General features: G+C 64.5%; 27 protein-coding genes and 2 pseudogenes. 3 read left to right on the top strand and 26 right to left on the bottom strand.

The features are described from left to right. Positions 1-88: 88 nt before the first annotated feature. The gene (locus LFT49_RS21275; protein WP_236803050.1) at positions 89-715 is read right to left on the bottom strand and encodes a mechanosensitive ion channel family protein; all 627 of its coding nucleotides are present in this window, start codon (positions 713-715) and stop codon (positions 89-91) included. A 419-nt stretch (positions 716-1,134) separates the two neighbouring features. On the opposite strand from LFT49_RS21275, the gene LFT49_RS21270 reads away from it, so the two are divergent. Beyond that, positions 1,135-1,419, top strand: a complete 285-nt coding sequence (locus tag LFT49_RS21270; protein WP_236803049.1) for a hypothetical protein — start codon at positions 1,135-1,137, stop codon at positions 1,417-1,419. Between the two features lie 551 nt (positions 1,420-1,970). On the opposite strand, the gene LFT49_RS21265 is transcribed toward LFT49_RS21270, so the two are convergent. The 3 genes and pseudogenes from LFT49_RS21265 to LFT49_RS21255 form a co-directional block, all read right to left on the bottom strand. Further along, entirely contained in the window at positions 1,971-2,945 is a 975-nt protein-coding gene (locus tag LFT49_RS21265; protein ID WP_236803048.1) for a magnesium and cobalt transport protein CorA, read from the bottom strand. 83 nt (positions 2,946-3,028) lie between these two features. After that, positions 3,029-3,289 carry a hypothetical protein gene (locus LFT49_RS21260; protein ID WP_236803047.1) on the bottom strand — a complete coding sequence of 87 codons (261 nt, stop codon included), beginning with the start codon at positions 3,287-3,289 and terminating at the stop codon, positions 3,029-3,031. Positions 3,290-3,565: 276 nt separating this feature from the next. Beyond that, positions 3,566-4,575, bottom strand: a pseudogene (locus LFT49_RS21255) (cation diffusion facilitator family transporter). On the opposite strand from LFT49_RS21255, the gene LFT49_RS21250 reads away from it, so the two are divergent. Continuing rightward, positions 4,534-4,863: a hypothetical protein gene (locus tag LFT49_RS21250; protein WP_236803171.1), complete on the top strand. Its 330-nt coding sequence runs from the start codon at positions 4,534-4,536 to the stop codon at positions 4,861-4,863. The pseudogene LFT49_RS21255 and the gene LFT49_RS21250 overlap by 42 nt on opposite strands. On the opposite strand, the gene LFT49_RS21245 is transcribed toward LFT49_RS21250, so the two are convergent. Further along, the gene (locus LFT49_RS21245) at positions 4,797-5,015 is read right to left on the bottom strand and encodes a hypothetical protein (protein ID WP_442863742.1); all 219 of its coding nucleotides are present in this window, start codon (positions 5,013-5,015) and stop codon (positions 4,797-4,799) included. The two genes, LFT49_RS21250 and LFT49_RS21245, sit on opposite strands and share 67 nt — an antisense overlap. A gap of 345 nt (positions 5,016-5,360) precedes the next feature. On the opposite strand from LFT49_RS21245, the gene LFT49_RS21240 reads away from it, so the two are divergent. Continuing rightward, positions 5,361-5,933 (top strand): recombinase family protein, encoded by a 573-nt coding sequence (locus LFT49_RS21240; protein WP_236803046.1) that lies wholly within the window; start codon positions 5,361-5,363, stop codon positions 5,931-5,933. 332 nt (positions 5,934-6,265) lie between these two features. Here the strand turns inward: LFT49_RS21240 and LFT49_RS21235 are convergent, their stop codons facing one another. The 21 genes and pseudogenes from LFT49_RS21235 to LFT49_RS21135 all read right to left on the bottom strand — a co-directional run. Then, on the bottom strand, positions 6,266-7,672 hold the full coding sequence (locus tag LFT49_RS21235; RefSeq protein ID WP_237430665.1) for an NADH-quinone oxidoreductase subunit N: 1,407 nt from the start codon (positions 7,670-7,672) through the stop codon (positions 6,266-6,268). 14 nt (positions 7,673-7,686) lie between these two features. Beyond that, positions 7,687-9,165: a complex I subunit 4 family protein gene (locus LFT49_RS21230; protein WP_237430599.1), complete on the bottom strand. Its 1,479-nt coding sequence runs from the start codon at positions 9,163-9,165 to the stop codon at positions 7,687-7,689. Between the two features lie 2 nt (positions 9,166-9,167). After that, positions 9,168-11,093 carry a proton-conducting transporter transmembrane domain-containing protein gene (locus LFT49_RS21225; RefSeq protein ID WP_237430598.1) on the bottom strand — a complete coding sequence of 642 codons (1,926 nt, stop codon included), beginning with the start codon at positions 11,091-11,093 and terminating at the stop codon, positions 9,168-9,170. Continuing rightward, positions 11,090-11,392, bottom strand: coding sequence for an NADH-quinone oxidoreductase subunit NuoK (locus LFT49_RS21220; RefSeq protein ID WP_141160658.1), 303 nt, complete (start codon positions 11,390-11,392; stop codon positions 11,090-11,092). The genes LFT49_RS21225 and LFT49_RS21220 overlap by 4 nt, the downstream gene beginning before the upstream one ends. Next, positions 11,389-12,057, bottom strand: a complete 669-nt coding sequence (locus LFT49_RS21215; protein ID WP_336886864.1) for an NADH-quinone oxidoreductase subunit J — start codon at positions 12,055-12,057, stop codon at positions 11,389-11,391. The genes LFT49_RS21220 and LFT49_RS21215 overlap by 4 nt, the downstream gene beginning before the upstream one ends. Next, entirely contained in the window at positions 12,057-12,998 is a 942-nt protein-coding gene (locus LFT49_RS21210) for an NADH-quinone oxidoreductase subunit H (protein ID WP_237430597.1), read from the bottom strand. The genes LFT49_RS21215 and LFT49_RS21210 overlap by 1 nt, the downstream gene beginning before the upstream one ends. After that, positions 12,995-14,086, bottom strand: a complete 1,092-nt coding sequence (locus tag LFT49_RS21205; RefSeq protein ID WP_237430596.1) for a hypothetical protein — start codon at positions 14,084-14,086, stop codon at positions 12,995-12,997. Before LFT49_RS21205 ends, LFT49_RS21210 begins: the two co-directional genes overlap by 4 nt. Positions 14,087-14,163: 77 nt before the next feature. Next, a complete protein-coding gene (locus LFT49_RS21200; RefSeq protein WP_237430595.1) occupies positions 14,164-14,514 on the bottom strand; it encodes an NADH-quinone oxidoreductase subunit A in 351 nt (116 codons plus the stop codon). A 246-nt stretch (positions 14,515-14,760) separates the two neighbouring features. Then, positions 14,761-15,639, bottom strand: a complete 879-nt coding sequence (locus LFT49_RS21195; protein WP_237430594.1) for a potassium channel family protein — start codon at positions 15,637-15,639, stop codon at positions 14,761-14,763. A gap of 476 nt (positions 15,640-16,115) precedes the next feature. Then, positions 16,116-16,901, bottom strand: coding sequence for a hypothetical protein (locus tag LFT49_RS21190; protein ID WP_237430593.1), 786 nt, complete (start codon positions 16,899-16,901; stop codon positions 16,116-16,118). A 177-nt stretch (positions 16,902-17,078) separates the two neighbouring features. Further along, positions 17,079-18,320 (bottom strand): UPF0158 family protein, encoded by a 1,242-nt coding sequence (locus tag LFT49_RS21185; RefSeq protein ID WP_237430592.1) that lies wholly within the window; start codon positions 18,318-18,320, stop codon positions 17,079-17,081. A 91-nt stretch (positions 18,321-18,411) separates the two neighbouring features. Next, positions 18,412-18,651 carry a toxin gene (locus LFT49_RS21180; protein ID WP_237430591.1) on the bottom strand — a complete coding sequence of 80 codons (240 nt, stop codon included), beginning with the start codon at positions 18,649-18,651 and terminating at the stop codon, positions 18,412-18,414. Then, positions 18,651-18,911 carry a ribbon-helix-helix domain-containing protein gene (locus tag LFT49_RS21175; protein ID WP_237430590.1) on the bottom strand — a complete coding sequence of 87 codons (261 nt, stop codon included), beginning with the start codon at positions 18,909-18,911 and terminating at the stop codon, positions 18,651-18,653. The genes LFT49_RS21180 and LFT49_RS21175 overlap by 1 nt, the downstream gene beginning before the upstream one ends. Positions 18,912-19,042: 131 nt before the next feature. Continuing rightward, positions 19,043-19,471, bottom strand: a complete 429-nt coding sequence (locus tag LFT49_RS21170) for a DUF4913 domain-containing protein (protein ID WP_237430589.1) — start codon at positions 19,469-19,471, stop codon at positions 19,043-19,045. After that, positions 19,468-21,237: a type IV secretory system conjugative DNA transfer family protein gene (locus tag LFT49_RS21165; RefSeq protein ID WP_237430588.1), complete on the bottom strand. Its 1,770-nt coding sequence runs from the start codon at positions 21,235-21,237 to the stop codon at positions 19,468-19,470. Before LFT49_RS21165 ends, LFT49_RS21170 begins: the two co-directional genes overlap by 4 nt. Next, complete coding sequence (locus LFT49_RS21160; protein WP_237430587.1) at positions 21,234-22,823, bottom strand: ATP-binding protein; 1,590 nt, start codon at positions 22,821-22,823, stop codon at positions 21,234-21,236. The genes LFT49_RS21165 and LFT49_RS21160 overlap by 4 nt, the downstream gene beginning before the upstream one ends. Next, positions 22,824-24,332 carry an SCO6880 family protein gene (locus LFT49_RS21155; RefSeq protein ID WP_237430586.1) on the bottom strand — a complete coding sequence of 503 codons (1,509 nt, stop codon included), beginning with the start codon at positions 24,330-24,332 and terminating at the stop codon, positions 22,824-22,826. It abuts the gene before it with no gap. After that, positions 24,319-25,224, bottom strand: coding sequence for a hypothetical protein (locus LFT49_RS21150; RefSeq protein WP_336886863.1), 906 nt, complete (start codon positions 25,222-25,224; stop codon positions 24,319-24,321). Before LFT49_RS21150 ends, LFT49_RS21155 begins: the two co-directional genes overlap by 14 nt. Before the next feature lie 382 nt (positions 25,225-25,606). Further along, positions 25,607-26,362: a hypothetical protein gene (locus LFT49_RS21145; RefSeq protein ID WP_237430584.1), complete on the bottom strand. Its 756-nt coding sequence runs from the start codon at positions 26,360-26,362 to the stop codon at positions 25,607-25,609. 21 nt (positions 26,363-26,383) lie between these two features. After that, positions 26,384-26,653, bottom strand: coding sequence for a hypothetical protein (locus LFT49_RS21140; RefSeq protein ID WP_139031148.1), 270 nt, complete (start codon positions 26,651-26,653; stop codon positions 26,384-26,386). 43 nt (positions 26,654-26,696) lie between these two features. Further along, positions 26,697-26,878, bottom strand: a pseudogene (locus tag LFT49_RS21135) (DUF6668 family protein); the annotation flags it as partial.

Here is a 26,878-nt window from a genome sequence, read left to right as displayed (position 1 = left end):
CCGGTGAGGAAGCCCTTCTGCCCTGGCCGGACAGGCACCGGCGCATCTTAGGCGCAGGACCTGACCCTTCCCTGCTGCACGATCGGTCCTACTCTCCTGCGCGTGTCAGCGACTCCTCCGGTGAGGCTCCGTCGGTGGTGGGCGTGCAGCTTCCCTGTGAGCGGTTTCCGACACGCAGGATTTCTCCGTTACGCAGGTACCAGACGGTGCCGTCCTCTGCACCGACCCTGGTGATGCGCAGGCCCACGGACTCAACGGTTCCGACGACTTCGCTGGTCTCGATCACGTCGCCGATGCCGTACTGGTCCTCCAAGGTGATGAAGATCCCGGCCAGGAAGTCCCGGATCAGCTGCTGGGCGCCAAAACCGATAGCGATGCCCAGGATCCCTACGCTGGTGAGCAGCGGCGCGACATTGACCTCAAGGGCGCCAAGAGTGTAAATGATGACGGTCACTACGATCAGTGCGGCGACGATACTCGTCAGCAGGGATCCGATGGTTTCCGCCCGCTGGACCCGGCGTTCGTGATCCAGGGTCCGCAGCACGGGCTGCGCCCACCGGAAATGAGGCTTCTTCAGCATGGCGTAGCCGTTACTGACCCGTCCCACGATGCGGGAAATCACGGACCGGGCAACCGCCCAGGTTCCGGCTCCAAGGCCGATGGTAATCACGACCTGGAGAAGGACGCCTATCCATTTATCACCCGTAAAAACCATTCTCTGGCACCCGCCATCCGTCTGCGGTAACCACCCCGCGGCTGAAAAAACTACGGCTTCCAGCCTAACGGCCGCCGCTCCTCGACCGCCCGGGGGCAGGAGCCCTCCGCAGCTCCGACGGACATCTTCGGTGCTGGAACCGGTCTTTCCCCGCACACGCTCCCTCGGCGGCGTACACATACACTCTCGTCTCCGGGCCGGTCCGCACTAATTCCGATCCGTGAGCGCCGGGACCCGAGCCCGGCAGAGCAGGAGCGGCAAAGACACCAACCGGTGCGTGCTGGTGAAACCAGCCACGAAAATAGGTCTCAACGAGTGCTGTTGCCCGGCTCCTTCCGAACCCTGTCAGATGTCAAAACGTGCGGGAGGCCGGACGGCGGGGCGGTAAAGTGGGGATTCAGATGAATCGAGGAACAAGCGTGACGGCAGACCAGATGTTGGACCAAGCCCATGATCCCTCACACGAACTGGCCGACGCCGTGGTGCAGCGGGTGTTTTATATCCTCAACGTGGGCCTATATGCCCCGTCCCCGGAATTCAGTAGCAAAGACCACGCAGTGGCATATGCACGGGAACGCAGCGCTGCCGGTGATTTCGGCGCTATCTCCCCGGCAGAGGTTGAGGTCGAGGTCCGGGCCGAATACCGGCTCAGCTCCGGCAGGATCACCCAAGGCATCGTGGAAGCGTTCACCGTTACTGCCTGACGGACGGGCCGGCCCGGCAGCCCTATATAAAAACGCCGGATACACCGTCACTGTGATAGTTCTAACAAGACTTTCGGGGCTCTCGTCCGCGATGGGTGGGCGGGAGATAGTGGACCCTCACCGGTGACAAGTCGTGGGAAGTCACCTGAATGGCGAAGAGCTAGTCGTGATCGGTGTTGATAGCTCGCCTGCGGGAAATGCCGCCCTGGAGTGGGCGGCCAAACGGGCCGACCACTTTCATGTCCGACTCAATGAGGTGCGCGTCGTTCCGGGAAGCTGGTCCTTCCGGCACTCAAGCCGACACCGGCAGTTCCTGAAACAAGCCGGAGAACTCTCACAGACAGAGCACAACTGACAGCGGCACTGGATGCTTCTCTGGCCGTCACGACGACTCTCCACGATGCGGAGATGTTCGTCGTAGGAACCGACAGACTATACCGGACAGACCGTAGTCGTCGACGGCTGTCGAAAGGCCTGGGAGCTTTGGCAGGGATCGCTTCGGCCGCCGGCCGATTCCCAAGGGCTGAATTCTCTGCGTTGCTGCCTGTCGTTCAGAGCCATTTGCGGTGTCTGAACGACAGGTAGAGGACGACGCCCATGGCGAGCATGAGGCCGATCGCGATCGGGTAGCCCAGCGTCCAGGCCAGCCCGCGCATGAAGGCAGAGTTCATTCCGTACAAAGTTCCTACGAGCGCGGAGGCGAACAGGATGGCCGCCCAGGAGAAAATCTTCTTGACGTCTTTGTTCCGCTGCTGGGCCATGAAGGTTGCATTGACCGTCAACGCGCTCCGGAGCAGGACACGGAATGTGTCCACCCGTTCCACGACCCAGATGACATGGTCCTGGACGTCCCGCAGTCTGTGCTGCAGCTCCAGGTCCAGATGAGATTTCTCCGCGTCGCGTTTCAGGGCCTCCAGCATGGCCTTGAGCGTGTGCGTTGCCCCCTGGAACTCGATGACTTCCCTGGAGAGCTTGTAGATGCGCCGTGCCATGTCCGGGCCGGCGCGGAAAAGATCGTCCTCAATCTCGTCGATTTCGGTCTCCAGATCACCGGCGACGGCCTCGTACTGGTTCGCGACTTCATCCATGAGCGCGTACAGCACGGACTGCGGGCCCCGGGCCAGCAGCTCCGGGGCGGCCTCAAGCTGCTGGCGGACCTTCGCCAGGTTCGGGGGGTGCGCATGTCCGACCGTCACCACGTGGTCCGGACCCACAAAGACGTGCATTTCACCGAACTCGACCTTCTTCACATCGTCCAGATATCGGGCCGGGCGCAGCACCGTGAACAGCGTGTCCCCGGAACGCTCGAGTTTGGAGCGCTGGTGACCGGTGAGGGCATTCTCAACGGCGAGCTCATGCAGGCTGAACGCATCCGCCACCGACCGGATCTCCTCCCGGTCCGGGCGGTACAGCCCGATCCACGCCATCCCGCCGCGGGCCCGCATCACCTCATACGTTTCATCCAAGTTCAACGGGTTGTCGGTCCGCCGGCCATCAACATAGACAGCGTTGTCCACCATGGTCATTTAGGGTCTGTCCCTTTCTCATCTCTGCCGTGTCATGCAGACGAGCCCCGGCTAAATGGTGGCAAGGCAGATGTGGCTTATTCTCAGACCACTTCCACCAGCCTGATCATCTCGTCGTTTCGCTCCAGCTCTTTGGACCAGTAGCCCGCATCCTTCGTCATCAGCCGGTATTCATACAGGAAGTCCCGGAAGAGCTCAGCCAGAAGGGCGTCGTCGTCCTCCACCACACGGCGGACCGCCTCAATGTCCAGAGGGACGTCCAGAAACCGCTCGGCGGGAACGATGGCTTCGTGGATATTGACCTGGTACCGGAGCCGGAACGAGTATGCGATGGCGAGTTTCATGGTTCTGCGCACCCCTTTCGGCTCGGGTTCCATGCGTTCGGGTGGACACCGCTGACCTTCATGCGCCACAGCAGTGAAGCCCCACTGTCAGCCGCTGGACGCAGGCACCCTTTTCGTCAAGCGCCTCCGAAAGCACGGTGTCCAAGTTAGGTTGTGAACGCCGGCGGCATATCATATTCCGCAGAACCGCTAACATCAAGCCAACTCCCTTAAGTGCATAGGTGCGCGTCTATGCACTAACCATAGCCGACTTTCGCCGTGGCGACGTTCCCCGTTTCAGATCCGGCGTTCCCACCCGTCGCCGTTCTGACCGGGATGTGCGTGCGGCGCCGGCGTGTGGGGCAGCGCACCTGTCGTGCCCGGGGTGCCGCTCACGGTGCGGATGGGCATGTCATCAATGTTTGGTAACGCGCCGGTCAGGCTGGCTTCGGCCTGTGCAGTGACCTTTTCCGCCTCCGCCAGCGAGGTGCTGGCCACCATGATGGTCGCCGCACCCTGAAGGCGGTGCCCGACCCACCGAAGCTGCAGCTTCGGGACGGAGAGCACGCCCGGTGTTTTTTCCAGGGCGGCCTGGGCGCGGTCCAGCAGCTCGGGTTCGATCCCGTCCATCAGCCGCCGACCGATGCTGCGGACCGTGCCCCAGAGCAGGAAAATGATCGCGATGGAGATCAGCAGTCCGACGATCGGGTCGGCCAGCGGGAATCCCAGCATGACGCCGCCGGCGCCGACCACAACGGCGAGGGAGGTGAACCCGTCGGTGCGCGCATGCACCCCGTCGGCGACGAGCGCGGCGGAGCCGATCTTCTGGCCGACCCGGATGCGGTGGATCGCCACGGCCTCGTTGCCGATGAATCCGACGACGCCCGCGGCCAGGACCCACCCCAGGTTATGCAACGGCTGCGGGTTGAAGAGCCGGTCGATCGATTGCCAGGCGGCAACAACCGCCGACAAGGCCACGACGGCGACAATAAAGAGCCCGGCCAGGTCTTCGGCCTTGCCGTAGCCGTAGGTATGGCGGCGGTTCGCGGCCCGCCGGCCGAGGATGAACGCGATCCACAGCGGAACCGCCGTCAGGGCGTCGGAGAAATTGTGGACGGTGTCGGCGAGCAACGCGACAGATCCGCTGATGAGAACAACCACCAGTTGCAGAATCGTTGTGCCGAGCAGAATGAAGAGACTGATTTCAGGGCCCGGATGCCTTCCGCGCTTGCCTCCAACGCGTCGTCGATTGAATCCGAGGCGTCATGGCTGTGCGGGACGAAGAGTCCGTGGAGGAATCCCTTGATACCGGTCGGGTGAGCATGGCCGTGGTCGTGCCCCTCGCGGGGATGCGCGTGGCCGTGGTCGCCGTCCGCGTGGTCATGCCCCTCGTGAGGGTGCGCGTGGGCATCCTCGGTGGGGTGGTGGCCGTGGTGGTCGTGGGGGCCGCCGGCGCGGGGGTCCTCGCGCACCGGCTGGTCCTGGTCGTGGCCGTGCGGATGTGGGTGCGGGTGCTCGTGCGGGTTGCTCAGGGTGTTGTCCTGCTTCCGGAGTGGTGGTGGAGCGGCGTGGCCGCCAGGCGACGTTCCGCCTGAAGAACCGCTGCGGTCACGAGGTGGCGGGCGTGATCATCCTCGATCCGGTAGAACACGCGGGTGCCCTCCTGGCGGGAGGCAACAAAGCGGGCCAGGCGCCTCTTGGCCAGGTGCTGGGAGCCGACATCGTTTCTCAGATCAATTACCCGCACCAGCGGTTCTCCCTCCACGTTCAGCCCTTGCGCGACACTTTGCGCTTCCGCCCCTTGAAACGCAATACTAAGCCACTTGCGCACATGTGTACGCGTTCATCCGCACAATACAGCCCTTGGCTGCTCACAAGAGTCTGCCGCGCACCGGTCCCCAACACCGATGTACGGAGGGATGCGCCCGGCCAGCAGTTGATTGCGGTCGTCTCCTTGGCATCTCAAATACGATCGTTCGCGAGACATCTCTCGACCTGTTCAGCGGATCGCGCACTTCAGGGGTCGATTTTGTAATGCTTTCCGCGTACGCGTCTGTGTAATGCCGTGCAGGGTTGGTGATACGTTATGGGGATGCGCGTTGGATACGGACGGGTCTCTACCCGTGATCAGCACCCCGAAGCCCAGCACGATGCCCTGACCGCGGCCGGCTGTGACCAGGTATTCGTTGATGTGGCCTCGGGAAAGCTAGCCCGCCGGCCAGAACTGGACAAGGCCCTGCTCTCGGCCAACCGCGCTGGGGACCAACTCGTCGTGACCAAACTTGACCGACTCGGCCGGTCGTTGGAAAACCTCATCGAGGTCTCCAAGACACTCCAGGAGCGCGGGGTTGATCTGGTGGTCCTGGACCAGAGCATCGACACATCCACACCGATGGGGCGGATGTTCTTCCAAATCCTTGGCTCGATCGCCGAGTTCGAACACGCGCTGATGTCCGAACGTACCCGTGACGGTCTGGCCGCGGCCAGGGCGAGGGGGCGCACCGGCGGCCAGAAACCCAAACTCGGCCCCCGCCAAGTACGGCTGGCCCAGGAAATGTATGAAGAAAAAGGCCCAGACGGCAGACGTGCCCACACGGTCGAGCACATTGCCAAGGAATTTGGCGTTACCCGGCCCACCATCTACCGCCACCTCGCCAAATCATGAACGACGGTCGCTGCCACAACAGAACGACGGCATGTCCGTAAGGTAGGGCCGTTCAGGGCTCAGTCATCGCCTACAACCACTGAACCAATAGGACTCGATCATCCAGATTGCCCCTGCCGACACTCTCAGGAGTACCGGGCCTGATTGGCCCGGTGCTCCAACAGAATGACGTACACCGTAACCGGACATGAAGCTAGATTGAGGCAGTGCATATCCGTTTCGTCTGCGATATCACACCAAGTTGCCGCGGAGCGGCCTTCGGAGCATCTCTGACCCGCACGTCCATGACCTTCCCAGCGAACGGGGTCGCTACCTGTTTCTTATCGCTGCGGTTAGGCTAATCCAGCCCAGAGGATGCCTCCACCGATACCCACAAAAAGCGTTAGGGCTGCTCCTGCTATGGCAACCCGGGTGGGCCAGGCCCGGGGGCTGAAGTCACCGGCTCCGGGTGAATCGGGTGAGGCCGCGCGGAAGGCAGGAGCGAGCCAGCGGAGGTAGTAGAAGAGGCTGGCGACCGTGTTGAGTGCTGCGAGGGCGGCAAGCCACCAGAAGCCGCCATCCCAAGCTGCGGTAAAGACGGCCAGTTTGCCGAGGAAGACTCCGGTGGGTGGGGTCCCGACCAGGCTGAGCAGCGCCACGACGAGTGCTACGGCGTGCCATGGCCGGGCGGTGGATAACCCTTCGTAGCCGCGGAGTTCGGCGCGGTCCGGGTGGGCCCCGATGATGGCGAAGGCAGTGAGGTTACTGGCGGCATAGCTGGCAAGGTAGATCAGCAGGGAGGGCAGGGCCAGCGGAACCGCTCCTGCCACGGCGACGGGCATGAGCAGGTATCCGGCCTGGCTGACGGTGGACCAGCCCAGCAGACGCCTGGGATTTGTCTGGGCGAAGGCGGCGAGGTTTCCCAGTGTCATGGTGACCGCCGCGAACAGGGCGACCAGCAGCGGCCACGCTACGGTTCCGGGTATCTGCTCCAGCAGACGGTAGGCGGCCAGGATTCCGCCGATTTTCGGCACCGTGGTGGCGAAAGCGGCAGCCGCGGTCCCGGCCCCTTCGGCGGCATCCGGGACCCAGAAGTGGGCGGGAACGGCTCCTGCCTTGAACATCAGCCCGGCCAACACGCCCACCAGCCCCACACCGGTTAGCGCCCCTGCGGCATGTTCGAGTCCCGGCCGGAGCCCGGAGTAGGACGTGGTTCCGGCGGCGGCGTAGAGCACGGCGGCGCCGAGCATGAGCAGGATGCCGAAGAATGCGCCCTGCAGGTAGGTCTTGAGTGCGGCCTCGGCGCCGTTCCTGGTTCTTCCGATGCCGATAAGGGCGTACAGGGGGATGCTGGCAAGGAGGAATCCGGCGATGAGCACCAGAAGGTCGGCTGCGCCTGAAAGTACGGTCGCGCCCAGGGAGGCCAGCAGGATCAGGGTGTAGGTTTCGCTTTCGCGCTCGGTTCCGCGGAGTTCATCGCTGCCCAGCACGATGACCAGCAGGGCCGATATTGCCACTACCAGCCGCCCGGCGCCGGTGCCGGCGTCGATCGCGTAGCTTCCGGAGTAGGCGGACGTGCCCGTTCCAGCCAGGGCGGCGGCAGCCGCGGTTGCGCTTGCTGCCAGCGCACCCAGTGCAATGATCCGGCTGATCCATTGCTGTTCCTTGGCAAGGAATGAGCCTGCCAGCAGGGCGGTGATGGCACCTGTCAGCAGCAGGATTTCCGGGAGCATTGCGAGGGCGTCAGCGCCTGGATTCATGGATTCCACGGCGCCTACCCTCCGAGCAAGCTGACCAGCGATGCCGAGGCCGGGCTGATGGTCTGCAGCAAGGGTACCGGGATCAGTCCGATCAGCACCGAGAGGACCAGCAGGCCGCCTGCCGACCAGGCTTCGGCAGGGCGGAGGTCTGCCAGCCCCGGGGACTTTCCCTGTGGTTCCCCGGTGAACACGCGCTGGAGTGCGCGCAGGAAGAGCGCGGCGGTGATGAGGATGCCGGGGAGGGCGAGGGCGGTCAGGGGGACGGCGCCGATGCTGCCGGCGAAGATCTGGAATTCGGCGATGAAGCCGCTGAAGCCGGGCAGGCCGAGCGAGGCGAAGGCAGCCACGGCGAAGAAGGCCGCGAAACGGGGTGCGGGGGAGGCCAGACCGCCGAAGGCGCCCATGTCGTAGGTCCCGGCGCGGCTGTGCAGCACTCCGGCCAGCAGGAACAGGGCGCCGGTGATCAGGCCGTGGCTGACCATCTGCGTGACGGCGCCGGTCACTGCTGTTTCCCTGGCCGCGGGATTGCCGCCGGCACCGGCTGCGGCCAGGGCGAGGACGATGTAGCCCATGTGGTTGACGGAGGTGTAGGCGATCATGCGTTTCAGGTCGCTCTGGGCCAGGGCCACGAGTGCCCCGTAGAGAACCGACACCACGCCCACGGCCACCAGGGCGGGGACCCACGCCCGCCAGGCGTCGGGAAGCAGTGGCATCGCGATCCGGACGAAGCCGTAGGTGCCCATTTTCAGCAGCACACCGGCAAGGACGGCTGAGCCGGTGGCGGGTGCATCGGTGTGGGCCGGGGGCAGCCAGGTGTGGAACGGCAGAGTGGGGGTTTTGATGGCCAGGCCGACGACGACGGCGCCGAGCACCCACAGGCCGGCCGGGTTGTCACGCAGTGGCTGGGTCCGGAGCAGTTCCGGAATATCGAACGTGTGCGGCGCGGCGCCGAGGTATAGGCCGATGAAGCCCAGCAGCAGTGCCAGCGAGCCAAGGAAGGTGTAGAGGAAGAACTTCAGGGCTGACCGTGCCTTGTCCCCGTGGCCCCATCCGGCAATCACGAAGTACATGCCAACGATGGACAGATCGAAGAACAGGAAGAACAGGATGAGGTCCTGGGCGGCGAACAGTCCCATGCTGGTGGCTTCGAGGAATAGGAACAGTGCTGCCCTGGGGGCCGGCCGGTCCCTGGCGCCCCAGTCGTAGACAGCGCAGGCAAGGAAGATGACGGCGGTGAGGCCGATCAGGGACAGCGAAAGCCCGTCCACCCCCACGTGGTAGCTGCTTCCCACGTTCGGGATCCAGCGCAGGCGTTCCTCATAGGCCAGTCCGTCCGGTCCCGGAGTCCGGTACCCGGCCCACAGGATCGCGGTGAGTACCACCTCGACGGCGGTCGCTCCCAGGAAGAGGGCGCGGGCCATGCCTCCGCGTCCGGCGGACAGGAGGACGGCCGCCGCTGCGGCGAGGGGGAAGAGGATGGCGAGACTGAGCAAAGTTACCTCACGACGATCAGAAGGACGGCGGCCACCACGATCACCGTGGCGGCCTGGACGTAGTAGTGGTGCAGTTGGCCGGTCTGGGGCCGGCGGGCGGCTGCACCTGCGCGACGGGCGCTGCGGGCAAGCCCACTCACCGCGCCGTCAATGGTGTGGTCCGTGATGGCGGAACGGCCGGCCAGGCGGGAGGTTGCAGCGGCTGCAGCATCGGTGCCGTGATCGAGTGCCCCGTCAGCGCGATTAAGGCCTCCTGCGCCTTGCAGGACCTTTTCGGCGGCGCGCTCCACGCCACGGGAGAGGACGGCATCATCGAACCGTGCCAGGGAGCGGGCGGACGCAAGGACCGGGCGTACCAGGACGATGTGGGCGGCAGGTTCCATGTGAAGCCAGGCCAGCGCCCCAGGAAGTGGTGGAAGGTTGCCGCAACGCACCCACACCGCAACCAGGACCGCCACGGCAAGCAGCCCCGACGCGGCGAGTTCGAGCAGGGAGGACTCCGCCCTGCTGCCCAGCACCCCGCGGACAGCATCACCTGTTACGCCCAGCACCAGGAGGCCGGAAACAGCGGCGCCGGCGGCGAGGACTCCGATCGGGACTATCTGCCACGGGGTGACCTTCCGGCTGCCCGTCTCCTCTGCGTCGTAGGCGGACGCAGTTCCCGGGAGCACCGATCTCCAAATCAGTGCCACGGCCTTGGCGGCGTAGGCGGCGGCGAGAACAGCGCCTGCCAGCCCGGCAATATATAGGGAAAACGAGTGTTCTCGCGCTGCGGTGAGGATGTTGTCCTTGGTGGCCCACAGCGCCAGCGGAGGAATCCCGGCGAGGCTGAACACCGCGACGGTGAACGCGCCACCCAGCAGGGGCCAGCGGCGACCGGCCCCGCGAAGGTCGGCCAATTTCTTGGTTCCGAGTGCCGCCAGCCAGGCGCCCGCCGCCAGGAACAGCGCGCTCTTCGTTGCGGCGTGGGCCATGAGGTGCGCGACACCGCCCGCTGTATCACCCACTCCGGCGGCCATCACCACAAACCCGAGCTGCGCCGCCGTCGACGCTGCCAGGAGTTGCTTGAGGTCCTGCTGGCCTATCGCGATGAATCCCAGGATCACGGCGGTGGCCGCACCCGCCCACGCCGCAGCGTCCGCAGCCCATCCGGTAGCGGCCAGGAGGGGCTGGACCCGGAGCAGCAGGTATCCGCCCATGGCCACCATCGCGGCTGAATGCAGCAGGGCGCTGACCGCGCTGGGTCCGTCCATGGCCCGGGAGAGCCAGAAGCTGAACGGTAGCTGCGCCGCCTTGCCTAGCGCGGCCACCAGTATCCCGGCGGCAGCGATGTCCCGCCATGGCCCGGGAAGGCTGTCCAGGCCGGCCAGAGGCATGGCATCCCCTGACTTAGCGCCGGAAGCCATCGCCGCCCCCGCTGCGAGGTAAAGTCCAAGGTCCGCGGTGCGGGTGGCCACGAACGCCGTCAACCCGGACGACACTCGCCGAGACTCCTTCCAGTGGAACCCGATAAGGGTGTAGGAAGCGGCTCCCATGATCTCCCATGCAAAGAGCAGGGTGGAGAGGGTGGTGGCAGTCACGGTGACCAGCACCGAGGCGATGAAGATCAGCATGAGGCCGTGGAACCGGGCGGGCGTGCCTATGCCGGATGCGGCCGCGTAGAGCAGGACCAGGAAGGCCACGCCGGCAACGGCCGGGAGCAGCATCCCGCTGAGGGCATCGACGCTTAGGCCGAACTCGCTTCCTGCCAGGAAGGGCGCGGCCAGGGAGGGGCGCAGGGCCGCGGCTGCGGAGGCGGTGCCCAGCACCAGGGCAGAGACGACGACGGAGAGCACCGCGGCGAAACGGTCCGCCTTCGCCCCGGCGAGGGCAAGCGCTGCTCCGGCGGCGGCCGGAAGCCCGATGAGCAGGATCAGCAGCCAGCTCACCCGGCCAGGTCCGATGCCATCTCGGTCATATCGGTCTGACGGCTGCGGTGCAGCAGGATGGCAACGGCAAAGCCCATGGCCATTTCCACCGTCATGGCGGCGATCACCACCAGGAGCAGCACTTGGCCGTCCGGTGCAGGGGCGAGGAACCACCAGAACGCGGCTGCTGCCAGGATGACGCCGTTGAGCATCAGCTCCAGGCCCATCATGACCATGACCACCACCTGTTGTGACAGTGCGCCATAAAGGCCCACGCAGAACAGGGCGGCCGCAGCAATCAACACCAGTTGAAGTGTCATTTGTGCCCACCGCCCCCATGGTGCTGCCCGTGGCCATCGCTGGTCCCCGCGCCGCCGTCCGTCCCGTCCATGCCGTGGGCCGCATGTCCCACGGAACCACCTGAGTGGCCCTGTTCCTTGCCCTGTCCGTCGTCGTCGGCATCCCTTGCAGGAACCAGCGGGTAGGCGCTGTACCTCCCTCGCGGGTTTGCCAGGACCAGGGCCGCCACAATAGTGGCGAAGAGCACCGGGCTGATCACAAGCATCACGAGCATTTTCGGTTCCATGATGGCTTCGCCGAGGGACGCGGTGACGTCACCGCCTGCAGGGCCTCTGCTCTCCGGCCAGTCCGCGAGCAGGATCCCTGCAATCAGCAGCAGAAACAGCCCGCTGGCCGTCCATGCGGACAGTTTCTTGCTGTGGACCATGTCCATGGGCATCAACGCCGGGTTCATGCCCATGAACATGATCATGAAGATAGCCATGACCGCCATCTCCATAACCATCATCAGGACAGTGATCACCCCGATGTACTCCAGCCTGAACTGCAGCAGCATAAGGCCCACTGCCACGAAGGACAGCGCCAAGGCGTAACTTGCACGCGCCATTGAATCGGTGCGGAACACTGCCGCGCCGGCGGCAACGGCGATCAGGGCAAGGACGGCAAAAAGTACTGCCTCGGGCATCAGCTGCTCCTTCCGTTAAGGGTGACGACAGCGACAACGAGGACCTGCAGAAGGACAAGGGGAAGTCCCACTACCCAGGCCGGGGCCATCAGTTGCTCCGGACGCAGCTGCGGAATGCGGCGCCGCAAGGCCACGAGCAGCCACAGCAGAACAACAGTCTTGCCAAGGAACCAGGACCAGTCCGGCAGCACCGGGCCGGACCCCCCGCCCAGGAACAACGCCACGGCGAAGCCGGCACCTGCCGACAACAGTGAGTAGCGGCCGGTCAGGACAAGGAAACGGTCCACACCGGAAAGCTCTGCCGTCATTCCCCCTGCAATGTCGGCGGACATAGGGGCGGTGAATGGCCGCTGCAGGGAAAATGCCAGCACCGCGGCCAGGAACACCGTGAAGGCGACCGGCATCCAGACCACGAACCACAGGCCGTCCTGCGCGGCGACGATGTCACCCATCCGCAGACTACCGGCCGCTGCCGCAGGAGCGGTCAAGGCGAACATCAACGGCAGTTCATAGGCCACGGCCAAAGCAAGGAACCGGTACGCTCCCACCAGCGGAAATACGCTGTTCTGTCCCCAACCGGCCAGCCATACGAAGGCCCACACCAGGACGTCCATCGCATTGAACCAAACCAGCCCCACGGCGAGATCGGACACCACCCACGCACCCACCGGCAGCACGGCCACCTTCAGCGCCGCGGCCACCGTCAACCCGGCCACGCCCACCCTGCGCAGCAGCTCATCGGCTGCCACAGTGGACCGCCTTCGCTGCCGCAGCAGCCGGGCCGCCTCCGCAATTGGAGCGAAACCCCCGCCCCGGCGCCCAGCGGAGCGTGCAGCCAGAACTCCATTGATCATCGCCCCGGACAACGCCACCACCGCCAGCGCCATCAGGGCTGCAAGTGGCCCCCAAGCAGGAAGCTGCTGCACCATCCCCGGAGTCATCGCGCCGGCCCTTCCACTGCCGGTACAGGTAGGGGCGAAAGGTCGAGGCTTGCAACCACAAGGCGAACCACGGACAACTCCAGCCCGCGGACCAGGTCCGACAGGACGCCCACTGGGTGTGCGCCTGCGGTTGCCGTGCCGGCAACCCTGGCATCCAGCATGGCAAGGAGTCGGTCCCAGGCATCCGTGCCACCGAGTTCCCCGGATTCCCTGCCCTGCGGGATCCGGCCGACTCCCTGCAGCGTCCGCCGCAACAGCCAATCCCGACGCAGCTGTGCGCCGATGGCCGCAAGCGACCGCCGACACTCATCCAAAGCCCCACCATCCAAGGCAGCATCACGAACACCCCGCACCTTCGCGGCCTCCCGTGCGGCCCCGGCCAGCTGCAGGAGCCGTGACGCGAGATCCGACTGCCGCACCAAGGCCCCGCGCTCCGTCCCCAAAGGCCCGCCAACATGAGTCTCAGTGGACGGGTCGAACGCGTACTCAGCCCTGGCAGCGAAAACGATATCCCCCTGCAGCTCGCAGTGCAGGACCAACCCGGCAGGCCAGAACGGAAGAAACGGCCCCAAAGGTACCTTCAAGACATCCAAGTCAAGACCGTCGCGGTCCTTGCCCTCGCCCGCCAAGCCAATTCCCCCTGGCATCGGCATATCCATGCCGCCGTGGTCCATGCCTCCATGGCTCATACCCCCATGGTCCATGTTCATCTGGGAGTCTCCGCCGCCGTCGTCCTTCCCGCCGTGGTTCATGCCCTCGTGATCCATGTTCATCTGGGAGTCTCCGCCGCCGTCGTTCATCCCGCCGTCGTCGTCCTGTTTCAGTTCAGGAGCCGTGCGTTCCGCTTCGAGCCGGAATTGTTCGCCCACATCCAGGAGCTCCGAGACGCAGCCGTCCAGAGCCCGACCCGGATGTTCGGGCCCGGTGACCAGGGTCCTGCTCCTGGGGCCCGGCAACTGATCCCAGAGGCGCTCCACCGCGTCGGTCTGGTCATCGGGAACATCTCCGCAGATGCAGAGAATGTCGGCGTCGCCAGGTGAAAGAGCCTCCACCCAACCTTTGCCGGCAATGTCGCGTTCTACCGCCATCCTCGAAAGAGAGCCCGCATAGCCCTCGACCAAGAACACATGGCAGCGTGCCACCGCAGCCCGGGCCAGCATTTTCTTCAGGCCCACTTGAAGGCTCCCTCGCGCCACGCCCACGCCACGCCGGTCATCAGCACGCCCAGGAACACAAACATTTCTATGACAGCCGACGCGCCCATTCGAGACACCACAACAGCCCACGGATACATGAAGAGCATCTCGACGTCGAACGCCAGGAAGACCAACGTCACCGGGTAGTAGCGGGCGTGATACCGCGAGAGGGCGTGCTGTTCAGGGATCCAGCCGCTGGTATACGGCTTACTTACCAGGGGATTCCTCGCCATCGCAGTCAACTGGTGGAGAGCGTACAGGCCACCCACCCCCACGAGCGCAACCACGAAGGTGATCGTCAGATTCAGGTAAGCCGACATTCACGTCCCTTCACAAGCCAGGCCCCACAAGTTAAATCGTCAGTATGCTGACCATACTCCGGTGGTTGCCGCGGCACGAACCGAACATAGTACTTGGAAGGCCCAACATGACTTCGTGATGGATAACGAACCCGAAGTCCAATGATCAACTCTCTGCATGCCGGAGCCGGAGCAAATGCCGAGACAATCTTTGCCCGCGAGCAAACCGAGACCAGAATGCGAGGCCGTTCATGCATGGGGCACGCTTTACTCGTACCGGAGTCTTCTGCCGTGGTCTTGGGCGTAGGAGGCCAGTACTTCAGGCAGTTCGCCGCCGGTGTGCAGAAACTCATCGTCGAGCTTGTTGCCGAGCTCCTCTAACGCCTTTGTAAGAATTGCGGCGCTGCCGGTGATTTCAGGTGCTGCAGAGCCGGCAGCGGTGTCGCGGAGGGTCAGCGCGTATGGGAGATGACGAGCCAAGGACAGGCCGGGATCATCTTCCTGGAAGTAGTAACTTTCTCTATGCTGGGTGAAATCGATCCGGGCTTTAGCGATTCCCGAGGCCAGTCTGTCCAACCCGCAGCTCACCGCCAACGGGTTCAGTTCGTGGAAGCGCTTTGCATAGCCTGTGTCTGCCAATCCCTTCAACTCCAGGGCCAGGGCTCGGCGTCGGGAGAGCGGCGGGTAGACCTGGGTGAACCAGGTCAACGCACTGGTCAGCAGGGCAAAGCCGGTCAATGCCTCAAGCGGAGCGCCAATGCGAACCCAGGGATCTACTGCGACGACGTCACCGAAGCCGAGCGTCGTCAGCGTGACCAGAGAGACATAAAGCGCCTCAGCGAAATCGTTGTATCTGCTGGGTTCTATCCCCGCCGAGTAGGAAAATCCGTCGGGTATATGGGGGAGATAGATGAAGGCCCAGCCCAGCGCCTGGAGCCCAACCCACAGTGCTATTACGGCCACCATCGCCCCAGGCCCTACGGCGGAGCCAAAACGGTGGTTAAGTCCTTTCGAGATCCGCCACACTCCACCCATAACTGCGTTGCTGAGTGCACCCTTCCCGCTGGGATGGAGCAGACTGTGATACATGTCGCGTAACCCAAACGCGATCAGGGCCATACCAACAAGGGACACCAGTACGCTCATCGGAAAACTCTCCTGTCCTTCGTGTTCACCAGTCTGGTCCAAAAGAAATCTGCGTCCGGGCGGCCAGCTGTCACCAAGTTATCCGGCACTTTGAAGTACACCCTATCCCGACGTCAGGCACCATTAAGGTGAGCGTCAGATTAGGGCCCTGAAGGCGGTTGCTACACGCTCCCGCTCGTCAGTCTTAGATTCAAACCTGACAGCCGGCTGCTTTAGGAGATTGTAAGGATGGGGTGCCCGGCAAAGTACAGCCGTCTGTTCTCGGAACGGCCTGTGGCGCAATTCGTCCACGTCGCCTTTGGACAAATGGTTCCGCTGCCCACAGCCGGGGACAATCCTGGAGGGGTTACCCACCGCTACTGCTGCTAAGGGAGCTTCCCCATGGCTCCCTATTCCAGCCGTGGATAACCCGGATTGACCTCAACCGTGGACAGCTTGGGGTTGCCTTTGAGTGCCGGCGCTCCTCAGCCGGTGAATTATTCGTCGAACGTGACGCGGAGATTGCGGAACACTGCGTCGCGCTGTTTTTGGGAGAGCTGCATTAGCGGCACATCACGCAGCTCGTCGAGGTTGAGATCGTCGTCCTCCTGGTCCTCGTCCTCGAGCATGGCGAGCATGTCCTCGTAGATCAGGACCATCGTGGTGCCGTCCAGTGGCCGGAATCCGAGTTCGCCCCAGTACTTGGCAAGGGCGCGGCATTCCCTCCGGTGTTTCAGGGATCCTTCATCCATATCGTCCTTGAGCCCGGGTGCCGCGTGCAGGACGGTGACGACGGTACCGCGGCCGATTGCACCGAGGATGGCCTTGAGTACTTGTTGCCCTGCCCTGTGCCCACGGAACCGCGGCTGGACGCTCACCCAGGACACGATCATCAGATCGCCTTCTAGGACCGGTTCACCCTCGACGCTGAGCTGACTGGGCTCGGATCCGGCGACGATGAACGCTTCGGCGAATCGGGACAGTTCAGCGCTGTGGGCGTCCAGGGTGTCGAAGAGGTTGACGTTGCCAACGTCCGGGACGAGGTAGACGCTGGCTTCGGCGACGGTTACCCGGCCGTGGGCGTCGGCGTCGAAGGTGTCGTAGTCGGGTTCGAGGATGTCAGCGTCGATGTAGGCGCGAATGCTCCATGACTGTGGGTAGTCTTCGGGCCGTTCCCAGGAGTCGGGGCGGGCGGCGTAGTCGAGGGCATAGGTCAGTCGCATCCACTGAAGGGCGTCGCCGATCCCGTCGTGGTTGTCGGGTTGCATTTCGATACCGGCCATGACTTTTTCCTGCCCGCTCCCCCACCAGGGGCGATCTGAATGTTCTAGGAGTGTTGTCAGCTTCACCGTAGCCGACACTCGCCTGACGTGACAGTAAAGCCCTTCGAATTTCCGGGTGGCTATTTCAGGCCGGGTAGCGTCCGCACGTCCGGGAACCAGCCGGCCGAGCCCGGGTTCTCAGCCAACGCGGATGCCATTGTCCGCGAGGACTTCACGGGCACGGCCCATCTGCCGGTCGGTGGAGAAGGCGTACCAGTTTTCGCTGAGGTTCTCGTCGTGGACGATTCCCCTGAACCGGGAGAAGGCACCCTTGCCCTCGATCGCCCGCTCCAGCCGCTCTCGGAGGGTTTCATCGTGCTGCCGCCCGGCGAAAGCTGCCATGTCCTGCCAGCCGTTCCCAGAACCCGTGCGGTTCAGCCGAAGCCACCGGTCCGACTCATCCTCCACGTCGATCGCGTTGTCCTGCCCCACGATCATCGGGTCAGTGGCGGCCTCGTCGTACACCTGGCCGGTGTGCAGGTCGAGGTAGCCGCCGGTGGACAGGTCGGGATCCCCTTCCAGGATGATGCTGAGCATGTCGAGGTCTACTGGCACGGCCCTGCCGGTCAGCGGCACGCGGCGCAGAGATGCCAGCAGGTCCTCGGCCAGCGCCTGGTCACCGGCGCAGCCGCGTTGGGTCAGCCGGTTGATAACTGACAGTGCCACCGGCTCGGCTTCCTGACGTTGCTGCTTCAGGGCCATGGGTATGCCGGCCCCCACCTGCTGCAGGGTGTCATCGATGTCGCGGCCTGTCACCGCCGCGAGTAAACGGGCCGCGTCTGCTGCCGCGATGGCTTGACGCAGCTCGGGCAGGTCGAGCCCCGGCACCTGGACCTGTGCGGGCCAGGCGTGCAGCAGCATCGGATGCGGTTCGCTCGGTTTTGACGGGACCCGGCTCTCTCCGTCATCGGTGGCCCACCGGCGCCCGTATTGGTCGGGTATGCGGCCCCAGCCCCAGTACGGCAGGGGGGCATCAGGGCGGATGCCCAGTACCTCCAGTGGGTCGATCTTTACCTCCCCGAGCACGCATCGGTGGGTCCAGGCGTCTCCGAGGTCGAACATGAACTTAAACTCAGCCCCCGGCTCCAGCGTCCGGGCGACCTTGGCAGTAGCGATGTTGATTGGTGCGATGATCGGCCCGCTGATGGATCCGGCCATCTCGGCTCCAGTCTCTTCGTCGGTGATGAGCCGGCCGTCGTCCAGGGTGAACATTGACAGGTGCGAGCGGTCCCATCGGGCGAAGGCATCGTTGATGGCGTTGGCGAGATCCATGAAGGTGTGCGACGGTCCGACGGCGAAGACTCGCCCCGGCCAGGGCCACAGCTCCTCACCGCGACCACCGAGCAGTTCCACCGTCACCGATAACCAGGTTCGTGCCATATTCCAAGGATGGCACGAACCGCGGCGGTGCCGCCGTCGCTTTACTGCAGGGCGTCGGCATCGCGCAGGAGGGCGGTCGCGGGAAGTGATGCTAGGCGAGCAGGTCCACGTACTGGGCGCGCGCCTTCATTGCATGGATCAGCAACTCATTGCCGCTGTCGAATCGAAGGACGACGAGTTCGAGCAGGCGGCCAGCGGGGTCGAATCCGAGCCTCAACTGGCGGGCAGGGCTGTCCTCGTCGAGGTCTGCAACGTACACCGCGTGACCTGCCGCGTAAATCCCATCCTCCGCGCTGATCCCGTGTTTAAGAGCCGATGAATGCGCCTGCACTACGCGGCGCTGATCCACGCCCGGACAGCCGCGCGGATCGCTTCCGAACGGCTCAGGTGATCATGCTCGGCTCGAGCGGTCAGCTCCTGCAACAGGGAGGCATCCATGCGCACCGGTACCACTTCGCCGGGGCCTTCACCAACTGGACGGCGGCCTCGCTTGCGCAGTTGCTCGACAGGATATCCACGCTCAGCCTCGTCGGCCCACCCTTGGATCATCCCGTCAGTAACCGGCACCCCGTTGATCTTCTCATCACTCACATCCAAAGCGTATTACGAAATTTAAATTGGTGGAAGGTCTTGATGGCAGCTCACTCCCAAGGATCTGCAAGGCATGCTCGCCTCCCTGGTAAAAGCACTGGTTCCAAGCGCGCAACGGAGGGCAGTCCATGCTAGTCAAAGATTCCTGCTTCGGGGGTCTTGTGGGGCAGGGCGGTTTTGTCCGGGGCGGGGGTTTTGTGTCCGTCGTAGGCGCATTTTTTGAAGGGGCCTTCTTTGTCCATGAGGACGCGCATGTGTGGGTCTGCGTGGTTCAGCCACCAGGTGCTGACCCCGAGAGCGGGTTCGAGCCGTAGGTGTTCCCAGGCCCGCCAGATGGCTTCCATTCGGATGAGGGCTTCGGGGTGTTTGTACCACTCGGGGCACCATGCGTAGGCTGCGCCCTCGTTGACTTCGCGGACGTAGGACTGGGCCAGTAGGTCAGCGAAGAACTCCACGGCGTTGGAGTACACCAGTTCCGGTTCGGGCTCCGGGTGGCTGTGCCCGTCGGCCGGGGACTGTTCCTCTTCGTCTCCGAAGGAGTCCGCGAACTCTTCACTCATGCCTTGTCTCCGTCTGTCCATGGGTTGTGGGCGGCGACAGTCACAGGGGCACGTTCAGTTGTTTCGTTGGCTGCGAGGGAGTCTTTGACCTTTTGGGCATGGGGACCGTTCATCCAGGGAATCGTTTCGATCATGGTGGCCGGGGCGCCGGATGCGAGCAGGATGGCCCGGAACCTTGGCAGTGCGGTCAGGTCGGCGACGGACAGGATCTCGTCCTTGCTTTCCTGTCTGGATGAGGAGGATCCGGTTCTGCTGTGGCTGCGGGAGACGTTGATGTAGCTGTATTGGCCGATGAGGCGGGAGAGTTCGTCGAGGTAGCCGACTTCGGAGACGCCGCCGCCGTAGATTTTGACGTTGGATGCTGACCAGAGTTTCCGCATTCCTTCGAGGTTCCAGACTTCCACGCCCTGGGACCAGGATTGCAGGATGGTCATGAGGATGATGCCGCGGGAGCCGTAGTGGCTGTATTGGTCCGGCAGGGCTTTCCACCGGCAGACGTTTGCCGCTTCATCGAGGATGCCCAGCAGCGGGGTTGCGAGGCGCCCGCCGGGTTGGGAAGTGGCGTACTTTTCCGCCGCTTCAACGACCGCGACGGTCAGGGCCGTGACGAGCGGCCCGGCGGTTCCGACGCCTTCGCGGGAGAGGCTGTAAAGCGTGCCTTTGCCGCGGACGAACTCTTCGGGGACGAACTGCGGACGGGGGTCGGTGTCGACCGTGGTGCCCGGAGCTGGGGTGACCCATTGGCTGACGTCCCGGTCGGTGAGGCAGGAAACCATTTGCCGGGCGGTGCCGTAGACGCCGGCCCGCTGCTTTTCCGGTTCCCTGATGTGGCCGATGACCATGTCTGCCAGCAGGTCAAAGCCGGCGGTGCGGAGGATGTCAGCCGGTGCTTCGTCGTGCGGGCGGGTCAGCCAGGTGTACACCTGCGTGATCGGGGCGGCACTGAGCGAGGCGGCGAGCAGGAGGGCTTTGAGCAGGTTTTGCCCGGCCGGGTCGAAGTAGGCATCGGGCTTGGTTCCGGGTTCCCGGGAGCCTGCGGCGAAGTGCTGGGCCATGTTCCCTGCCGTGGCTTCGTTCTTCACGTACGAGAGCGGGTTCCACCACCAGGATGGCTCTTCCTCCGACACGGCCTGGGGGTCAAAGACCCACACCTGCCCGGCCTCGGAGCGGATGGGGCGGGTGACGTCGACGATGTCACGTTTGTTCGACGTCGCGATCACCGCGCCGGGGGCGTCCAGGATGGCGGGGACCGCGTAGGAGGTGGTCTTCATCGTGCGCGGCCCGGCGATGAGGATCAGCATGTCCTCCCAGGACGCCCAGAGCGGGCGCTTCCCGGCAACGCTGCGGCCGAGACGGACACCGGTGGAGTTTTCCACGCCGAGGCGCACGGCCGTGGCCGTGGCCCCCTTGGTCGAGAGGTGGTTCAGGTCCTTGCCCCGGCCCATGTACACCGCCGCCTTGTCCACCCGGGTGCGTTTGCTCGCGCTCCGGGACCGCACCACCAGCACTGTCACCACCAGTGCGGTCAGGACAGCGGCCAGCACGCAGGCCACCACTGTGGACTGGTCCGGCCAGGGCACCCGGCCCTTGGCCAGCCCGGCGATCAGGTCAATCGGGTGCGCAGGGGGGGCGGCGAGGCCGGCCATCCACGACCCGAGGTGGGCCGCGACCCAGGTGCCGCCGCCGAAGATGGTGGCGGCGCCGATGGCGAGCCAAATCCCCAGGGCGTCGCCGAGGCCGGTTCCCTTGCGGTTCGGGGCACTCATGCCGCACCTTCTTCCCGGATCGGAGCTGCCGCATCCAGCAGGGCTTCTGCCGGTGCATGCCAGAGGCGGTTTGTGTCATTCAGGGAGGCTTCGATGGAGGTTAAGCCAATGGTCACGGGGATGCCTGGGCGGCCGCCGACCTTGATCAGGAACTTTCCCCGGCCCGGGGGTTCGACGTCACCGCCGCGGGAATCCCACGCGGGCGGGTCCTGCCACGAGATGAGTTTCTGCTGTTCCTGCCTGGAGAGCGGGATCGCAGCGGTCAGCAGTGGCATTTCCGAAGCGGGGAGTCCTGCGCAGATGACCATGCCGGAACGTTCAACGAACCCGCGGGCTTTCATCCTGTCTTCCTCCGCCGGGAGGGCCAGCAGGTCGGACATGGTGTGGGAGATCATGACCTGCCCCACACCAACGGACCTGTTCAGCCGGGTGAGAGCGTCGACGCGGTCAACCATGCCCTTGCCGGAGCGCAGCGCCCGCCACAGCTCATCCAGGACGACGAAGTAGTTCCTGCGAGGTTCCAGCCCGGCATCGGCGAGGGCGTTGGCGACGTTGACGGTCCCGAATCCGTAGGACCAGCACGCCAGCAGGACCGCTGCCTGCAGGTCGGTCTCGGTTTCGTCGATGCTGGAGACATCGAAGACCACGGCACGGTCCCGCCGCATGGGGTTGGTGGTCTGCTGGGAGAAGATTTCCCCGAGCTTCCCGCCCCCGGTCAGGCCCAGCAGGGTCGCTTCCAGCGCGCGCGTTTCCCGCAGGTAGACGGTCATGTCGCCGCGGTCCAGGGCGACCTGGCGCAGCTCGGCCGGGGCCGCGGTGATGACGTCGAGTAGGTCTTTCAGGACCGGAATGCCGTCGAACGTGTCATCGAGCACCCGCAGGGCCCGGTCAAGGATGGTCTGTTCCTGATCTGTCGGGGGTGAGTTCCGGCTGATCGTAATGAGGGAGACGACCATATTCAGCCGCCGGCCGTGGGCGTCGGCCCGGACACGGACGGCCGCGTCGTGGTGCCCTTCTTCTTCCAGCAGCTGGGCGACCTCGACGGCCTGGCCGGGATCAAGGATGTTCAGGTAGCCCCGTCCCCGTCCGAGCCTAATGACCTGACCGCCCAACGCCTGGACCGCGTCGACGTGCTCTGCCTTCAGGTCCCCCAGCACGAGGGGGTGCACGCCCTGACCGGAGAGGCCCAGGAGCATCCTTCGCACCAGCGTGGATTTCCCCAGCCCGGGTTTTCCGAGGATGAACGCAGACGGGTTGGAGATCAGGTGGGCGCGCTGGAACCAGCTGATCGGGTCGCAACAGACTGTCGCCTGGGTTTCCTCATGCCGGCCCAGCGGCACACCAATCATCGGCGACGACGTGCCGGAGCTGAACGGCCACAACCCGCATACCTGCACCGTCGTGCCCCGGTACTCCCGCACCGCAGGAACCAGGGCAGCTGCTCCCCCACCACGGCCGGCCCAGCCGCGTGAGCCGGGACCCCGGACACGGCCAGGACGCGACGTCCCCTCCCTTTCACTGGAGGACTTTTTTGCTGTATTTACTGTTTTCACTTTTTTCGCTTGCAGGATCGTGTTGCGGGCCATTTAGAGGGCCTCCCTGATTTCGCTGGGGAGCAGGATGTGTTTGGGCAGCACCAGGCCCAGCGGCAAGGACGCGGCGAAAGCGGTGTCCTGTGAGCCGTAGGCGCGGCGAAGCAGGACCCTGGCGGTCCCGGAGGTCTGCTCGATCGCGGCCACCGCATCCGGAAGCCGGGCAGCGTCGGTCACCGTGGCAGTGACGACCATGCCGAAGTTCACAAGCCCGGCACCCTGGGCCTCTTCCTGGGCAGTCTGTGCCGCCGACCGGGCATCGACCAAGGCCCGTGCACTGGGCCGGTTTCCGGAGGTGATCCGAACGTTCGCGTTGTTCTGATCCCGCTCCACCACTGCCGCGGCACGGGCCGAATCCATCGGACGGTAGAGCAGGGAGACGCGTTTGCGGTCAACGTCCCCGTGCGGGGCCAGCAGCGGGGACAGGACCGAAGAGTTCACAGAACCCCGCGGCGCACCGGTCATGGTCCAGGAGACAGAGAACGCGGAATCGTGCCGGTACTCGTTCCAGCCGGCCTGGGTTGCCGTGGGGCCGACCTCGCCCCAGGTCAGGGCGACCGAGGAACCGGCGGCGTGGGCTTCATCGATGATCAGCGCCGCGGGCGGGTCGTAGGCAATCCGGACGACCTCGCACAGTTCCTGCGCTGACATCGGCCGGGCGATCCCGGCGCCGGTGGCCTGCAACCGGGCACCCAGCCCAGGGATGCGGGAGGCGATGTCGCGGGCGACGTCCTCCGGGTCCCGCTTCCTGGAGCCTGCACGGAGGGAGGCGGTGAAGGTCAGGGACACCCAGGCCCGCACGGTGGCAGAACCTTCCGGGTAGGTCCGGATAACCTCCCGGAGGATGGCCTTGGCCGCTTCGGGTGCGTTCTCGTCAATGTTCATCTCGACTTCATTGCGCAGCCGGTAGCCCGAGTCCGGGGCTGTCTCCACGGTCACTGCGGCGGCTTCGAGCCCTGCCTCATCGCCCAGTCCGGCGAGCCAACCGCCCCAGTTCGCCACCCACGCATCGACCTGCTCGGGATCCACGAGGGAGGCGCCGTCTGGTTCGGTGGAGAAGATGACGGTGAAGTGACTGGTGGTCGGTACGTGGAGCATGGCGAAGGGGCGGTTGTAGGAGTCCTTGAACTCATAAAGGCGCGACTTCGCCGCCAACCCCGGAAGCTGGTACATGCCCCATTCCGTCACTCCCAGCGGGCCCGAGCGGTACAGGTTCGCACCCGAGGAACGGGCGAGCCGGAAATTCATCCGGGTCGAGAAACGGTCCACCACGGACTGGCCGTGCTTGTCCTTGACGGTCAGCAACAGGACCAGCACGCCGGCGACGGCCAGGACGCCAAGGCCCGCGAAAAGGCCCCAAATGGCAAAACTGATGATGCCCAGCAACAGCCCGGCCATGACAATGCCGGTGCCGATAGCGCCAAGGTCCCCCAGACCTGCTGACCTCGGGACCCGCCAGTTTCCGTAGGACGGTTCCTTGTATTCGGTGTCAATTGCTGCCACTGGGGCCCTCCCCCGTTGAATCCTGCGCGGTCTGTTGTGCTGCCGAAGAGGCCCGTGAAGCTACCTGCGTACCGACGGCGACAGCGACGCCGGCCGGACCTGCAGCCTTCGCCGCCCCCGACGCGGCCCCGGTACCAGCCGTTCCGGCCCCCGCCCCTGCTGTCACAGCACCGGGGCTTCCTGTAGTGCCCTTACCGGGGACTCCCCCGGCTCCGGACACTCCGGCGGATCCCGGTGAAGGTTTAGCGTTGCCGCCGTTGGTCCCGCCGGGACCTTGGCTGCCGCCAGGAGACGCACCATTCTTGGACGGCTGGCTGGGCGGGGTCGGGGAAGCATTCCCGCGGCCGCTTCCACTGCGGCCCAGCGATACAGCACCAGTGGCCATGGCGCCTGCAGCAGCAGCGGCTCCCCCGCCAGAGCCTGAAGCGACCGCACCGACCATCGGGGTGACAAACCGCATCAAAGCCGGGAGGGCAAGTACTGCGACCACCATGAGCGCGAGTCCCGTAATTGAACCGAGCAGTGCGTCTTTTTCCGTGCTGGAGTCCATGAGTTTGAAAGCTGACGCGTACACGATGGCTGCTGCGGGCTTGTAAAGAATGAAGGCAATGGTCCACCCAACGGCCTTCTGAAACCACTGCCTGCCCATCTCTGTATTAGTGAAGGCAGCGGTAGTGGGAAGAATGCCGGCCAAGATGACCAGCATTCCGCCGCGGACAACCATCAGGACTATCTGGACCAACGAGGTCAGCAGGCCGATAAGACCGAGGATGATGAGGATAAAGACAGCGTCGCTTTGGTGAATGACTGCCATAGCCGTGAATGCCTCGGCAAACCCCCTCCCGTCTGTGGAGCGCTCAATGATGGCAGCCGAGAAAGCGTCGGCCGCCATGACCAAGATTGAAATCACGCCGAGGCCAAGCCCTGCAACCAGTGTGAGTGTCAGAAGCGACCAGAGGAGGTCCTTTAGTGGCGCGCCGCGCTGCTCCCAAATCATCCGAGTACCGCCAAGAATGACCGAAAGTACGGCTAGCGTCAGCGTCCAGTAAGACAGTTCAGAATTCAGGAAGCCCACCACCGGGCTGGCCGTCACGCCGTCCTCTGTCGTGAGGTTAGTCGTCGGCATGCTCACCCAAAACGTCGACAGGGTAGTCACCATACGGCTCAGTCCTTCCAGGATGGACTGCGCAAGATTTCCTATCGCGTCATTTGCGATGTCGGCAACTACATCCCCGGCGACGCAAGTAATGTCCCCCAGCTTGCATTCAGCCACGTCAGACTCCGGACCAGAGGATGAAGCCGCTTAGGGAACTGAGCTGGGACGTGCCGTTGAATATCTGTCCATCATCAGCGGCCTTTACTTTCCAGTCTCCATCAACCCACCGGAGCGATAGCACCGAATGAGCCAGGGCACCGTTCGGTAACTCAAGGGCCAGATCAACGTCTGCTTCCGTGGCGCTGTAGGACTTGATCAGAAATCCGCGTATCTGAGCGCTGTCTGTGCCAGTCGCTGACGAAGACGACCTATTCTCGGCATCCCTTATGGCAGCATCCCGGCCGGGGCCGGGGACCAAGAGCTTATCGGCCAGCTTCAGTTCGTCCTGCTCGGTTGAAGAACCTAGGGCAATGACGTTGGCCGCGGCGTAGAGGGCTCCGGTTGGTGAGTGCGCGAAGCAGGAACGGAAACCGTCGGTGTCTGTGACTCCTGGCCCGAAGGTGTCAGGGTCTGTGGGCGTTGCCATCCTCCCTACTAGCTCCCAGTTGGACCCGGGAGCAGTTCCCAAAGCCGTTTCCGAGGTAGAGGGCAGACCGCAGATGCTACTGGACGCGGCGTTATTTGGTGTGGAGGCCGCCGCTGAGTTGCTTTCCAGAGCGGACGGGGCAGGCTGCTGCGCGCCACCGTCCCCCTTCGGGAGCAGGAAGATGACGATGACGGCTGCTATCAGTGCGATCACGAGGGCGGCCGAAATGACGAATCCAGGTTTGGTGAATGGATTCCGTTCGGTGTTGTTCTGTGTGGATTCACTCATGATGAACCTCCGGGTATTGGGTTAGACGAAGGCGCGGACGATACCGGAGGCGCCGGTGATGATGATGCAGCCGGCGAGGACCCAGCCGAGCTTGGCGATGGATTCGCCCCCTTCGCCGCGTCGGAGCTGGATGACCATGCCGATGCCGACGATGATCACGCCCAGCACGCCGAGGACCAGGCCGATGCCGGAGGCCCAGTTCAGTACGGTGAGCAGGCCCTGTGCCTGGGGAGGTACGACCGGGGTCGGGTTCGGGATGACGCTGGCGGGAAGAGCTGCGATCAAGTTCATGGTGAGACCTTTCGAGGTATGGCGCTGTAGAGCTGTTGGTTGGTTAGTTGGTGAGGGCTGTGAGGTCGGTGATCAGGCGTTGGTAGTCGCGGCCGGATGTCCCGGTGTTGGTGTCCCCTAGCCGCCAGGATTCGACCCAGGGGAGCATCCAGAGTCGGGGGGCTCCCCCGCCGATGAGAGCTGCGAAGTCCCGCAGGGCTTTGGGTAGTTTTCCCGGTGCATCGG

The organism is Arthrobacter sp. FW306-06-A, assembly GCF_021870055.1.
Classification (GTDB): Bacteria; Actinomycetota; Actinomycetes; order Actinomycetales; family Micrococcaceae; genus Arthrobacter.
The sequence above is the reverse complement of the archived record's forward strand: the minus strand, read 5'-3'. Positions and strand labels throughout refer to the sequence as shown.